The 14063-nt window shown below is 53.1% G+C and carries 6 protein-coding genes, 2 tRNA genes and 2 rRNA genes; 9 read left to right on the plus strand and 1 reads right to left on the minus strand.

Annotated features, from left to right (window positions below):
• From BQ7382_RS02990 to BQ7382_RS03005, 4 genes are all read left to right on the plus strand, one after another.
• Window positions 1-2717 (plus strand): 23S ribosomal RNA (locus tag BQ7382_RS02990); the annotation flags it as partial.
• Window positions 2718-2809: 92 nt separating this feature from the next.
• Window positions 2810-2926 (plus strand): 5S ribosomal RNA (gene rrf, locus BQ7382_RS02995).
• A gap of 19 nt (window positions 2927-2945) precedes the next feature.
• Window positions 2946-3020 (plus strand) — tRNA-Glu (locus tag BQ7382_RS03000).
• A gap of 60 nt (window positions 3021-3080) precedes the next feature.
• Window positions 3081-3163: transfer RNA gene (locus BQ7382_RS03005), tRNA-Leu, on the plus strand.
• 99 nt (window positions 3164-3262) lie between these two features.
• On the opposite strand, the gene BQ7382_RS03010 is transcribed toward BQ7382_RS03005, so the two are convergent.
• Entirely contained in the window at window positions 3263-3865 is a 603-nt protein-coding gene (locus BQ7382_RS03010) for an HdeD family acid-resistance protein (RefSeq protein WP_159437211.1), read from the minus strand.
• 448 nt (window positions 3866-4313) lie between these two features.
• On the opposite strand from BQ7382_RS03010, the gene ileS reads away from it, so the two are divergent.
• From ileS to smc, 5 genes are all read left to right on the plus strand, one after another.
• Window positions 4314-7436, plus strand: coding sequence for an isoleucine--tRNA ligase (ileS, locus tag BQ7382_RS03015; RefSeq protein ID WP_077390674.1), 3123 nt, complete (start codon window positions 4314-4316; stop codon window positions 7434-7436).
• A 30-nt stretch (window positions 7437-7466) separates the two neighbouring features.
• Window positions 7467-8486 carry a 23S rRNA (adenine(2503)-C(2))-methyltransferase RlmN gene (gene rlmN, locus BQ7382_RS03020; protein WP_077390675.1) on the plus strand — a complete coding sequence of 340 codons (1020 nt, stop codon included), beginning with the start codon at window positions 7467-7469 and terminating at the stop codon, window positions 8484-8486.
• Window positions 8487-8714: 228 nt separating this feature from the next.
• Complete coding sequence (gene plsX / locus BQ7382_RS03025) at window positions 8715-9755, plus strand: phosphate acyltransferase PlsX (RefSeq protein WP_077390676.1); 1041 nt, start codon at window positions 8715-8717, stop codon at window positions 9753-9755.
• A gap of 13 nt (window positions 9756-9768) precedes the next feature.
• Window positions 9769-10488, plus strand: coding sequence for a ribonuclease III (gene rnc, locus BQ7382_RS03030; RefSeq protein ID WP_077390677.1), 720 nt, complete (start codon window positions 9769-9771; stop codon window positions 10486-10488).
• Entirely contained in the window at window positions 10489-14043 is a 3555-nt protein-coding gene (smc, locus tag BQ7382_RS03035; RefSeq protein WP_077390678.1) for a chromosome segregation protein SMC, read from the plus strand.
• The last annotated feature ends 20 nt before the right edge of the window (window positions 14044-14063 follow it).

A 14063-nucleotide genomic window follows, 5' to 3' on the forward strand; every position in this document is an offset into this window, starting at 1 on the left:
ATGGAAGGGAACGAGGTGAACTGAAACATCTAAGTAGCCTCAGGAAGAGAAAGAAACATCGATTTTCTGAGTAGCGGCGAGCGAAAGGGAAAGAGGCCAAACCGAAGCTTGCTTCGGGGTTGAGGATCATCACAATGCGATCGAGGTATGCGAGTCGAAGAGGACTGGAAAGTTCCGACACAGAGGGTAATATCCCCGTAGACGAAGCAGAAGACGCGCAGATGACACCAGAGTAGGGCCGGACACGTGGAACCCGGTCTGAAGCAGGAGGGACCACCCTCCAAGCCTAAATACTAGCCAGTGACCGATAGCGAATAGTACCGTGAGGGAAAGGTGAAAAGAACCCCGGGAGGGGAGTGAAATAGAATCTGAAACCTGATGCTTACAAGCATAGGGAGCGCAAGTGACCTAGTACTTTTTGTAGAACGGGCCAACGAGTTACGGTGTGCAGCGAGGTTAAGTTACTGGAGTAACGGAGCCGTAGGGAAACCGAGTCTTAAGAGGGCGAAGAGTTGCATGCTGTAGACCCGAAACCGGGTGACCTATCCATGAGCAGGTTGAAGTAACCGTAAAAGGTTATGGAGGACCGAACCTATATCTGTTGAAAAAGGTCAGGATGACTTGTGGATAGCGGTGAAATTCCAATCGAACTCGGATATAGCTGGTTCTCCTCGAAATAGCTTTAGGGCTAGCCTCAAGGTAAAGATACACGGGGGTAGAGCACTGACTGTTCGCGGGGCCTTCACCGGTTACCAACAACTATCAAACTCCGAATACCGTAGTATCATACTTGGGAGTCAGACTATGAGAGATAAGTTCCATGGTCGAAAGGGAAACAGCCCAGATCAACAGCTAAGGTCCCAAAGAGTAAGTTAAGTGGAAAAGGATGTGGGATCGCACAGACAGCTAGGATGTTGGCTTAGAAGCAGCCATACATTCAAAGAGTGCGTAATAGCTCACTAGTCGAGTGGTCCTGCGCCGAAGATAAACGGGGCTGAAACTTACCACCGAAGCTTTGGAATACGTAAGTATTGGTAGAGGAGCATTCTATACGGGACGAAGTCGAGCCGGAAGGCGAGATGGACTGTATAGAAGAGAGAATGTTGGCATGAGTAGCGTAAGGCAGGTGAGAATCCTGTCCGCCGAAAATCTAAGGTTTCCTGAGGAAGGTTCGTCCTCTCAGGGTCAGTCGGGACCTAAGCCCAGGGCGAAGGCCGTAGGCGATGGACAACAGGTAGATATTCCTGTACCACCGAGGATCGCTTGAGTGAAGTGGGGACACAGAAGGATAGGTTGAGCATGCTGTTGGTAAAGCATGTCCAAGCGTCGAGGCAGAGGGAGCAGGACAAATCCGTTTCCTTATTAATGCTGAGGCGTGATGGGGTGGTCGTAAGACCGGAAGCAACTGATTTCACGCTGTCGAGAAAAGCCGCTAACGAGATCCAAGGTGCCCGTACCGCAAACCGACACAGGTAGATGAGGAGAGAATCCTAAGGTGAGCGAGCGAACTATTGTTAAGGAACTCGGCAAAATGACCCCGTAACTTCGGGAGAAGGGGTGCCCTCGAAAGAGGGCCGCAGTGAAGAGGTCCAGGCAACTGTTTACCAAAAACACAGGTCTCTGCTAAAGCGAAAGCTGAAGTATAGGGGCTGACGCCTGCCCGGTGCTGGAAGGTCAAGGGGAAGTGTCAGGGCAACCGAAGCACGGAACTTAAGCCCCAGTAAACGGCGGCCGTAACTATAACGGTCCTAAGGTAGCGAAATTCCTTGTCGGGTAAGTTCCGACCCGCACGAAAGGCGTAATGATCTGGACACTGTCTCAACAATAGGCTCGGTGAAATTGTAGTACCGGTAAAGATGCCGGTTACCCGCAGCAGGACGGAAAGACCCCGTGGAGCTTTACTGTAGCTTGATATTGAGTTTCGGCGTTAGATGTACAGGATAGGTGGGAGACTGCGAGATCAGCACGCCAGTGTTGGTGGAGTCACCGTTGGGATACCACCCTTGTAACGTTGGAATTCTAACCGAGTACCGTGAACCGGTACCGGGACAGTGTCAGGTGGGCAGTTTGACTGGGGCGGTCGCCTCCTAAAGAGTAACGGAGGCGCCCAAAGGTTCCCTCAGCGCGGACGGAAATCGCGCGAAGAGTGCAAAGGCAAAAGGGAGCTTGACTGCGAGACAAACAGGTCGAGCAGGGACGAAAGTCGGGCTTAGTGATCCGGTGGTACCGAGTGGAAGGGCCATCGCTCAACGGATAAAAGCTACCCCGGGGATAACAGGCTTATACCCCCCAAGAGTTCACATCGACGGGGGTGTTTGGCACCTCGATGTCGGCTCGTCTCATCCTGGGGCTGAAGTAGGTCCCAAGGGTTGGGCTGTTCGCCCATTAAAGAGGTACGCGAGCTGGGTTCAGAACGTCGTGAGACAGTTCGGTCCCTATCCGCTGTGGGCGTTGGAAATTTGAGAGGAGCTATCCTTAGTACGAGAGGACCGGGATGGACATACCTCTGGTGTACCGGTTGTTCTGCCAAGGGCATAGCCGGGTAGCTAAGTATGGAAGGGATAAGCGCTGAAAGCATCTAAGTGCGAAGCCCCCCTCAAGATGAGATTTCCTCCGAAAGGTAAGACTCGTGGGAGACTACCACGTTGATAGGTCAGAGGTGTAAGTGGAGCGATCCATTGAGCTGACTGATACTAATAGGTCGATCACTTGACCAGAAAAGGTTTTCTAGATTGGATGTGTTATTCAATTTTGAGGGCGCTGCTCTCACAAACAGCAGAAGGAAAGTATAGCATTCTTACTGCTCATATCTGGTGACTACAGCAAGGAGGATACACCTGTTCCCATCCCGAACACAGAAGTTAAGCTCCTTAGCGCTGAAGATACTTGGCGGGAAGCTGCCCGGGAAATTAGGACGTCGCCAGTTTTTTTCTTAATATAAATGTGGCCCCATGGTCAAGTGGTTAAGACATCGCCCTTTCACGGCGGTAACCCGGGTTCGAGTCCCGGTGGGGTCACCACTTTTTTTTTACCGTTTTGGAATATCATCGGGATATCGAAATAGTAATACAAGAGATATTGCGCGGATGGCGAAATTGGCAGACGCACTAGATTTAGGTTCTAGCGGGAGACCGTGTGGGTTCGAGTCCCACTTCGCGCACCAGATAAAATAAGAGCTGGCACAGGACTGATCCGTGCCAGCTCTTTTATAAAATGATGAAGATCATTGGTAGTATGATCATTGACAGATCGTTTCGTGCTCCTAGTTGTCATATGGTTCTGTGTCGAAGTCCACGGTCCTGGCATCGTCACGTTTTTTGTTTGCGTTGGTGACCATGATCCCGTTAGCTATGTTGGTCACTGCAGCTATCACCAGTGCGATCCCGATGAATCTCATCAGGAGGAGCTGTGTTGCGAAGTTGTATCTGATAGCCAGGAATCCGAGCAGTATGTTCAGGATGCCGATAATAAAAGAGGCCGTGCCGCGTTTTGGAAGGAATGAGTTCCAGAACACTCCGCAGCCGATGAAGATCACGCCCTGCACGATGATGACAGTCCCGATCACGATCGGGATGAATGCCCCGAGAGTCTGCGGATTCAGGAATATGATAACTGAGATGATCGCCGTTACTATGGCGCCTACGAGGTTTATTTTTACTGGAAGTCCGGATTTTTCTCCCGCCTTCTTAAGAGAAAAATAAGCGAACAGCCGGCTGAATGCGAACACCAGGAATCCTGCGGCGATGATGGTGCAGATGATCTTTACCGACATTTTCGGGTCCAGCAGGAATATCAGGCCCATGGCCAGCATGAGGAACGTGGACAGAAGCGAATTATTTCGTATAGTCTGGTTCAGTTTTTTCATTTTCATAACCTCCATAGGGAAGATCGTTTATCAGGATGGGATCTTCTCTTTGTTGTACGAGATTCTAACACAAGTCCTTTATGGTTGAAAGTTTATGAAAAACCGGAGAATATCGGATGAGTGCATGCACTTGAAAAAAACATGATTTTTTGTCGTTGACATACAAAAATAAATTTAGTAACATAAGTGCGTTCTGAATTTAATCATGATATGGCTGTGACGGAGACAGTAGCCGGAAGTAATATCCTTACAGAGAGCCCTGCGTTTGCTGAGAGCGGGACGGTGAGATCCCAAGTGAAGATCACTCCTGAGCCAGACACTTAAGAGAGGCGCCTTGCTGGAGGCTGCAATCGGGGTGGTACCGCGGTTATGTCAATGATCGTCCCTGCATTATTCATGCAGGGCTTTTTTATTAGTTGAAGCTGGATCAAAGAAAAGGAAGGAAGACATGTTTCAGAATTTATCTGATAAGCCTGTTGCCGAGACACAGGAAAAACAGATCGAAAAATGGAATCAGATGGATCTCCTGAACCTCTGCGTCAAAGCCAGAGAGGGGAGCCCGAGTTTTGTATTCTTTGAAGGCCCGCCTACGGCCAACGGAAAGCCTGGTATCCACCACGTTATGGCCAGGACGCTGAAGGATTCCATCAACAGATACAAGACCATGCAGGGCTACCAGGTCAAGAGAAAGGCCGGTTGGGACACTCACGGACTCCCTGTGGAGATCGAGGTGGAAAAGCAGCTGGGCATGAACGGCAAGCAGGATATCGAGAAGTATGGCATAAAGGAGTTCAACGAAAAGTGCAGAGAGTCCGTGTTCAAGTACACCGGAATGTGGAAAGATATGTCTGAGAAGATGGCTTATCTGGCAGACATGGACGATCCGTACATCACTTTCAAGAATGACTATATCGAATCCGGATGGTGGATCCTGAAGAAGTTTTTCGATGCCGGGCTGATCTACGAGGGACACAAGGTGCAGCCTTACTGCCCTAGATGCGGAACTGGCCTTGCTTCCCACGAGGTAGCTCAGGGATACAAGGAGATATCCGTCCAGACTCTGACGTGCAAGTTCAAGAGAAAGGGATACGACAACGAGTACTTCCTCGCATGGACCACAACAGCCTGGACACTTCCGTCGAACCTCGTCCTGACAGTAGGACCTGACGTGGACTACGTGAGAGCTAGAATGCTGGAGGGAGACGAGAAGGGCAACATCTTCTGGGTGGCTAAGGTCCTTGCCGACAAGGTTCTGGGAGAAGGAAAGTACGAGGTCATCGAGGAGAGAAAGGGAAAAGACCTCGAGTATGAGGAGTACGAGAGGTTCCTGGACTTCGTGGAGCTGCCTGAGGGTGCGAAGGTCAACTTTATCACTCTTGCGGATTATGTAACAACCGAAGACGGCACGGGCATCGTACACACGGCTCCTGCTTTTGGTGAAGACGACTACAACACATGCAGGCGCTACAATGTCCCACTGGTAGAGCCTGTGGACGAGAAGGGCCGCTTCACCGAGACTCCGTGGAAGGGCCGTTTCGTGATGGATGACGACCTTGCTGTTGACATCATAAAGTATCTGGCCAAGGAGAACAAACTTTTTGCAAAGCAGAAGATGGTCCACGACTATCCTCACTGCTGGAGATGCGGAACACCTCTCGTATACTACGCTAAGCCTGGCTGGTACATCGAGATGAGCAAGCTGAGAGACGAGCTCGTTGCCAACAACAAGACTGTGAACTGGTATCCGCCTTACATTGGAGAGGGCCGCTTCGGAAACTGGCTGGCAGATGTTAAGGACTGGAACATCTCCAGAAACAGATACTGGGGCACTCCGATCCCGATCTGGAAGTGCGAGTGCGGACATATCCACTGCGTCGGAAGCAGAAAGGAGCTTGCCGAGATGGCCGTCGAGGACGTGGATCCAGAGACTATCGAGCTCCACAGGCCTTATGTGGATGACATCCACCTGAAGTGTCCTGAATGCGGCAAGCCTATGACCAGGATCCTGGAGGTGATGGACTGCTGGTTCGACTCCGGAGCGATGCCTTTTGCTCAGTGGCACTATCCATTTGAGAACACAGAGCACTTCGACGAGCTTTTCCCTGCGGACTTCATCTGCGAGGGCGTAGACCAGACGAGAGGATGGTTCTACTCTCTGATGGCTATTTCCACGTTCATCACGGGAAAGGCACCGTACAAGAACGTTCTGGTAAACGACCTGATCCTGGACAAGGACGGCAAGAAGATGTCCAAGTCCAAGGGCAACACCGTGGATCCGTTCAAAATGATGGAGAAATACGGTGCGGACGCCCTGAGATGGTATCTGGTATCGGTATCCCCGGCATGGACGCCTACCAAGTTCGACGAGGACGGTGTGAAGGACGTTGTGAGCAAGTTCTTCGGAACACTGAAGAACATCTACAACTTCTTCGTTCTCTATTCAAACCTGGACGATATCGACGCTGCCTCTATCGAGGTGCCTTACGCTGACAGGCCTGAGCTGGACAGATGGATCATCTCCAAGTACAACAAGCTCGTAAGAGACGTAACTGAGAGCATGGATTCCTATGATCACATGAGATCTGTGAGGGCCATCACCAACTTCGTTGTAGAGGATCTGTCAAACTGGTACATCAGGAGAGCGAGACGCCGCTTCTACGCCGAGGGCATGACAGAGGACAAGAAGGCTGTTCTTGCCACCACGTACGAGGTTCTGCTCGGAGTGACCAAGCTCATCGCACCTATCGCTCCGTTCATTTCAGACGAGATGTACACCAAGCTCACGGGAGAGCCTACCGTACACATCGCGTACTATCCGAAGGCGGATCTCTCACTCATTGACGAAAAGGTCGAGGAGAGGATGGATCTTGTAAAGACCCTGGTCAACCTCGGAAGAGGCACCAGAGAGCAGGAGAAGCTGAAGGTACGTCAGCCTCTGTCCGAGGTGGTAGTGGACGGAAAGTACGAGAGCGTGATCGGGGACCTCGTGCCGCTGATCACAGAGGAGCTCAACGTCAAGAAGGTGGTGTTCGAGAAGGATCTTGAGAAATACATGAACTTCTCTGTAAAGCCTAACTTCAGGGCGGCTGGACCTGTTCTCGGCAAGAGCGTGAAGTCCTTCGGCAAGAAGCTTTCCGAGCTGGATGCCAAGGAGCTGCTGTCCCAGGTATCTGACGGAAAGACCGTGGACATGGAGCTCGACGGACAGACGTATCAGATCGGCGAGGACCTTCTGGACATCCGCATCTCCGCGAAGGAAGGCTTCGTGGTAGGCATGGAGAACAACATGTTTACCATCCTCGATACCACACTTACACCTGAGCTCATCCAGGAAGGATACGTGAGAGAGGTCATCTCCAAGATCCAGCAGCTCAGAAAGCAGGCTGATCTCGAGATGATGGACAGGATCGCCGTATACATGGACTGCGATGACGACATCAAGGCAGCCGTCGAAGGTGACAGGGATCACATCATGGAGGAGACTCTTGCTGATGAGATCCAGTACAGGACCGGTCTTCCTGAGTTCGACATCAACGGACATAAGACGGGTATGTCCATCGAGAAGAAATAGCTCCTTACAGGAGAAACAAATCAAAGGAATATGGATAAAAGAAATATTCTGGACTGCGGCCTCCAACAGCTTGTGGAGGTCGTTTGTTCATACGGGGAAAAGAAGTTTCGTGCCGCCCAGATCTTCGGCTGGCTGGCCAGGGGAACAGAGTCGTTCGACGACATGGGAAATATTCCGAAGCCTCTGAGATCAAAGCTCGAGGATGACTGGTACATCGGTCTTCCCGAGGTGGTGGTGGCGCAGAAGTCCGGAGAAGACGGGACGCAGAAGGTCCTTTTCCAGTTCCGTGACGGAGCCAGGGTGGAATCTGTGTTCATGAAGTACCACTACGGAAATTCCATCTGCATATCATCCCAGGTGGGGTGCCGCATGGGGTGCGCTTTCTGCGCTTCGACGAAGAAGGGACTGGACCGCAGCCTTACCGGCGGAGAGATGCTGGGACAGGTTCTGGCCATGGAAAAGTTCACCGGGGAGAAAATCGGTCACGTGGTGGTAATGGGGATAGGAGAGCCCTTCGACAATTACGACAGCCTTTCGGACTTCATACACCTGATAAACGACCCGAAGGGGTTCGGCCTCGGCATGAGGAACATCACCGTGTCCACGTGCGGGCTCGTACCGTACATAGCGCGCTTCGGAAAAGACTTTTCCCAGGCGAATCTGGCGGTGTCGCTCCACGCCCCGAACGGAGAGATACGGCAGCGCACTATGCCGGTCGCCCGGAGATACGGGTATGAGGAGCTGATGGATGCCTGCCGGAGATATACCGAGGATACGGGCCGCAGGATAACCTTTGAGTACGCCATGATCAAGGGTGTGAATGACAGCGGGGAAAATGCTCTGGAGCTGGCCGGGCACCTGGAGGGGTGGCTGACACACGTGAATCTGATCCCGCTGAACCCGGTCGAGGGCACGGGGATGAGCGCCTCGTACAGGGAGAGCATTCTGAGATTCAAGGAGGTCCTGGAGAAAAGGGGCATCGCCGTCACCATCAGGAGGACGCTCGGGTCGGACATCGACGGGGCGTGCGGGCAGCTGAGGCTGCGGTGAGGACCGGCGGAGTTCTGTTATAGAAAGCGGCAGGTTCGGAAGATGCCTTCATAAAAAAAGATCCCGGAAAGGCGGTACGCTGCGGTGCGTGCCGCTTTTTCGTGCGTGAAGACTATGCCGTACGATGTGTCATCGGCCCCTTTTCTGTGATATAATAACCTGGTTTTATATGCGAGCATCGCGCTGGTTTCAGCGAATATATAGTCATCTGTGTTTGGAGGAAAACGAATGAATATTTTACTGGACGGCATGGGAGGAGATAACGCTCCTCTGGAGATCGTAAAAGGGGCGATAAAGGCGGCTCCGGAGATCGACGGACAGATCTCGATCATCGGAAGAGAGCAGGACATCCGGGATGCTTTCGATAAGCTGGGATACACGAAGGGAGACATCAGGGTCATCAACGCCACAGAGGTGGTGACCAACAACGAGGCTCCTGCGATGGCCGTTAGAAAGAAGAGGGACTCCAGCATCACGAGAGGGATGGGAATGGTGAAGTCCGGAGAGGCGGACGCATTTCTTTCCGCCGGAAGCACCGGAGCGCTTCTCTCTGCGGGACTGTTTTTCCTGGGCCGCATAAAGGGCATACAGAGACCGGCGATAGCCGCCTTTTTCCCTAAGATCGGAAAGAACGACACCACGCTACTGCTGGACTGCGGCGCCAACGTGGAGAGCAAGCCGGAATACCTGCTGCAGAACGGTATCATGGGAAGCATTTTCGTGGAGAAGGTCAAGGGCGTCGAAGATCCGGAAGTGAAGCTCCTGAACGTGGGTGCCGAAGAGGAAAAGGGAGATTCCCTCCACAAGGAGGCCTTCCAGATGCTGTCGGAAGCGGATATCAATTTCCAGGGGAACTGCGAGGGGCGTGACGTTCCTTTCGGGTGCTGTGACGTGTGTGTGACTGACGGCTTTTCCGGAAATGTTCTGCTGAAGAGCTCCGAGGGTGTCGCAATGGCGATAATGGGCAGGATCAAGGAGAAGCTCAAGGAAAGTCCGGTGAGCATGATGGGCGCAGCCCTGGCGGGAGGCAAGCTCAGGGATCTCAAGAAGGAATTCGACTATTCAGAGGAGGGCGGTGCTCCGATCCTTGGATTGAAGGGCCCTGTCCTCAAGATGCACGGCAGCTCGAATGCCGAGGCGGTATACAACGCCATCCTCAAGGCCGTTCCGTATGTCGAGAATGACGTGACTGGGACCATAGAGAAGGCGGTGGCGGAGTTCAGCGCCAGAGAAGTGGAAAAGGAAGATACGGAGGCGGCGGAAGAGTAACATTCCGGAGAAAATGAGAGAGAACAGAGAAGAAAACACAAGACGAGATCTGGAGAGCCTCGAAAAAAAGCTGGGATACACATTCCACGACCAGAGGCTGCTGCTGAACGCGCTCACCCACAGCTCGTACGCATCGGAAAAGGGCCGCAGCTACAGGGACAACAACGAACGGCTGGAATTCATCGGAGATGCGTATCTCGATGCCATAGTGGGAAGCAAGATATACGACATCGTCCCTGATAAACACGAGGGCTTCCTGTCCAAGACCAGGGCCGCCGTCGTGTGCGAAAGGTCTCTGGCGGAGATCGCAAGAGAGATCGGACTTGGGGAATATATTCTCCTCGGACACGGAGAAGAGACCGGAGGCGGACGGGACAAGGATTCCATACTGGCCGACGGTGTAGAGGCGGTCATAGGAGCGATCTTCAAGGACGGAGGGTACGACAGCGCCAGTTCGGTGGTCCTGGATCTTTTTGGAGATCACATCAGGCTGGCCATCCAGGGAAAGCTTTACAAGGACTACAAGACGACCCTCCAGGAAATGCTCCAGGAGAAATACAGGAATCCGGAGATCCAGTACGTGATACTGGAGGAAAAGGGACCGGATCACGACAAGACGTTTACCGCAGAGGTGAGAGTCAACGGTCGGGCCATGGGGACCGGACTGGGACGAAGCAAGAAGGAGGCCCAGCAGGCAGCAGCCAGGCAGGTCATTCTGAAGGGAGAGAACTAGTTGTATTTCAAGAGATTAGAGATCCAGGGATTCAAGTCCTTTGCTGATCCGGTCACGATAGATCTGAATGAAGGGGTGACCTGCATCGTGGGGCCTAACGGCAGCGGCAAGTCGAACATCTCTGACGCCCTGAGATGGGTGGTCGGAGAGACCAGCGCCAAGCAGCTGAGAGGCGGCAAGATGGAGGACGTGATCTTCGCAGGTACGGCTTCGAGAAAGCCGAAGGGGATGGCAGAGGTGACACTGGTCATCGACAATGAAGACGGATCTCTTCCTCTGGAGTACAGAGAAGTTGCCGTCACACGGAGGATGTACAGGTCAGGAGAGACGGAATACCTGATCAACGGAAACCCCGCACGCCTTCGCGACATAAAAGAACTTTTCATGGACACAGGCATAGGAGTGGATGGATACTCCATCATCGGCCAGGGCAAGATCGCGGACATCGTATCCACCAAGCCGGAGAACCGGAGGGAGATATTCGAGGAGGCAGCGGGCATCGTACTGTACAAGAACCGCAAGTCCGACGCCATGAGGAAGCTCAACTCCGCGTCTGAGAACCTGGACAGGGTAAAGGACATAATCGACGAGATCGAGGGCAGGCTCGGAGGCCTCAAGGAGGATTCCGAGAAGGCCAAGGAGTTCCTCAAGATAAGAGAGCGGTATAATTACCTGTCGGTCAACATCATACTCCACAGCATAGAAGGGCTGGTGAGCTCTGTGGAAAAGGGGCGCCAGGAGCTCGAGTCGGTGCAGGAGGACTATGACAGCGCCATCGCCATGAGAGAGGAGCTGGAGGAAAAGCTCAGCTCCATCCGCGACGAGGAGAGCCGCATCAGCGACGAGAGCCAGGAGGCGAATGACCTTCTGCTCCAGAAGATAAAGGATCTTAACACGGTAAACAGCAGGGGTCAGATCAACAAGGAGAGGTTTTCTTCGATCGCCAGAGACGTGGAGCGCCTCGGAGATTCGATCAGGGACGCGGAGACGAGACTGGAAGCGGAGAACAGCAATTTTCAGGAGCTGAGGACTCAGGAAAAGGAGCTGAACGATGCGAAGGATGCCGCCGACCGTGCGTACCGTGAGGCCGCAGGGCGGGTAGAAGCACATAAGGAAAAGATAAAGATACTGGAAGGCCAGATAGACAGAGATCAGGACAGGATCATCGAGATCGGCAAGATGAGGGCCTCCAGGAAAGCAGAGATACAGACTCTATCCAACTACAGGGAGACGCTGATCCAGCGCCGCCAGAGGATGGTGGAAGAACACCAGAGCAGGGACGGCGCTCAGGGAGAGACCATCAAGAGGGTCGAAGAGGCGCAGAAGAGGCTCCAGGAAAAGGAAGATGAGCTGAAGTCCCTCGGCGATTCCTACGACGAGACCGAGAAGCGGCTGATGAACGCGAGAAACGACCTGAACAGGCTGGCATCGCAGGCAGAGGATCTTTCCATGTCCATCGGCCGGAGCATCTCAAGAAAGAACACCATCGAGGAGATGGAGAACAACTATCAGGGGTATAATAACGGTGTGAGAGCGCTGATGCAGGCCGGCGGCAGAGGCATCATCGGGACCGTGTCGGACCTCATCACCGTGCCTGACGGTTACGAGCTCGCCGTGGAGACGGCACTGGGAAGCCAGCTTCAGAACATCGTCTGCGAAGACGATGCCGCTGCTAAGGCCGGCGTGAACTGGCTCAAGAAAAACAGAGCAGGAAGAGCCACGTTCCTTCCAATAAGCTCCATAAGGGGCAGCTACAGGAGCGTGAGCGGCAGAGTGGAAAACGCCCCGGGATTCCTGGGAATAGCGGCAGACAAGGTCTCCGCCGAGAAGCGCTTTGACGAGATCGTGGATTTTCTTCTGGGAAGGGTGATCCTGGCCGATACCATGGACAACGCTGTGGCCATGTCAAAGCTCGACCTTAGGGGTATGAGGATAGTGACCCTCGATGGAGAGGTCATCTCCGCCAGCGGTTCCATTACCGGAGGGCGGTACAAGAATGCCACGGCGAACATACTCGGCAGGAAGAAAGAAATAGAGGACCTGGAAAAGAAAATCCTCGCGATGAAGGAGGAACTCGGCGGCCTGAGGAAGACAAGAGAAGAGAGAGAACTTGAGGCCGGGAAACTGGCTCAGTCGAGAAGGGATCTCAGAGAGAGGATCCAGCAGGAAGAGCTGGAGGCTCAGTCGCTGAGGTCTGACCTCAACCATGCGAGAGAGCTCCAGAAGGAGGCGGAGAACACCGCCGGCAGATTTGCCCAGGAGAGGGACATGATCACCAGGGATATCAATGACACAGAGGCCAGGATATCCCAGTATCAGGATAACGTGGAGGCTTACACTAAAGAGTCTGAAGACCTTGAGTCTCAGGTTGAGGAGTTCACCGCACAGGTAGAGGAATACCAGGAGGTGGCAGAGTCCGACAGCGGTGAGATAAATAGGTGCAGGATGGACGTGAGGGAACAGGAGACGAGGATCCTGGGCCTCAACGAGCTCATCGAAAGAGTCAGAGATACCATCATGACCCTGGAGACCAGGAGAGATGACGCTGCCGAGGAGAAGGCTCAGCTGGAGGAGGAGCAGAGGCTCCTTTCGGATAACAGGCAGGAATCCGCAGAAGAAAGAGAAAGGCTCGCTGCCGAGAAGACCGCGCTTGAAGAAAAGCTTCGGACACTTGCAGGTGAAAAGGAAGCGAGCAAGGCGGCTCAGACCGAGACCCTCCAGAGGCAGAAGGAGAACAACAAGTCCATAGACACCCTGGGCGACAGGAAGTACAAGCTGGAAGTGAAGAATGCAAAGAACGAGACGCTTTTCCAGGCCCAGAAGGACAAGCTTTGGAACGACTTCGAGATGTCCTATGCAGAAGCCCTGGACATGAAGGACGAGGATTTCGCGATTACCTCCGGAAACAAGGAGGCCAGGGAGATCCGTCTCCGCATGGCCGAGCTGGGAGACGTAAACGTTTCCGCCATCGAGGAATACGAAAAAGTCAGCAAGCGGTATGAGTTCATGACCGCTCAGGCGGCCGACATAGAAGAATCCATGAAGGAGCTCAGCAGGATAATCTCCAACATGGACTCCACAATTAAGAAAAACTTTAAGGAGACATTCGACAAAGTTGTGGTAAACTTCGATGAAAGCTTCAGGAAGCTGTTCGGAGGAGGCACAGCCGAGCTGCGGCTCGAGGACGAGTCGGATCCTCTCAGATCCGGAATCGAGATCAGCGCCCAGCCTCCGGGGAAGAAACTGAAGAACATCAACCTGATGTCCGGAGGGGAGAAGACTCTCACAGCCGTGGCACTGATGTTTGCGGTACTCAAGGCCAAGCCGACGCCATTCTGTATCCTGGACGAGGTGGAAGCTGCCCTGGATGAGGCAAATATAGAACGTTTCAGCGATTACCTGAAGGAGTTCGACGGCATCCAGTTCGCCCTGATCACACACCAGAAGGCCACGATGGAGCATGCGGATGTTCTCTATGGTATAACCATGCCTGAACAGGGTGTATCGAGAGTACTGTCTCTTAAGCTGGGGGACGATTTTGATCCTGTGGCTTAAGGTGTTATAAGCAAGGAGTT

Origin of the sequence: Mobilibacterium timonense (genome assembly GCF_900155555.1) — a bacterium.
Lineage (GTDB): Bacteria > Bacillota > Clostridia > Peptostreptococcales > Anaerovoracaceae > Allobaileyella > Allobaileyella timonense.

What these genes read in the sequence shown, in the direction of transcription:
- plsX (WP_077390676.1), top strand. Translation starts at nt 8,715, where the DNA reads ATGAATATTTTACTGGACGGCATGGGAGGAGATAACGCTCCTCTGGAG.
- rnc (WP_077390677.1), top strand. Translation starts at nt 9,769, where the DNA reads ATGAGAGAGAACAGAGAAGAAAACACAAGACGAGATCTGGAGAGCCTC.
- ileS (WP_077390674.1), top strand. Translation starts at nt 4,314, where the DNA reads ATGTTTCAGAATTTATCTGATAAGCCTGTTGCCGAGACACAGGAAAAA.
- BQ7382_RS03010 (WP_159437211.1), bottom strand. Translation starts at nt 3,865, where the DNA reads ATGAAAAAACTGAACCAGACTATACGAAATAATTCGCTTCTGTCCACG.
- rlmN (WP_077390675.1), top strand. Translation starts at nt 7,467, where the DNA reads ATGGATAAAAGAAATATTCTGGACTGCGGCCTCCAACAGCTTGTGGAG.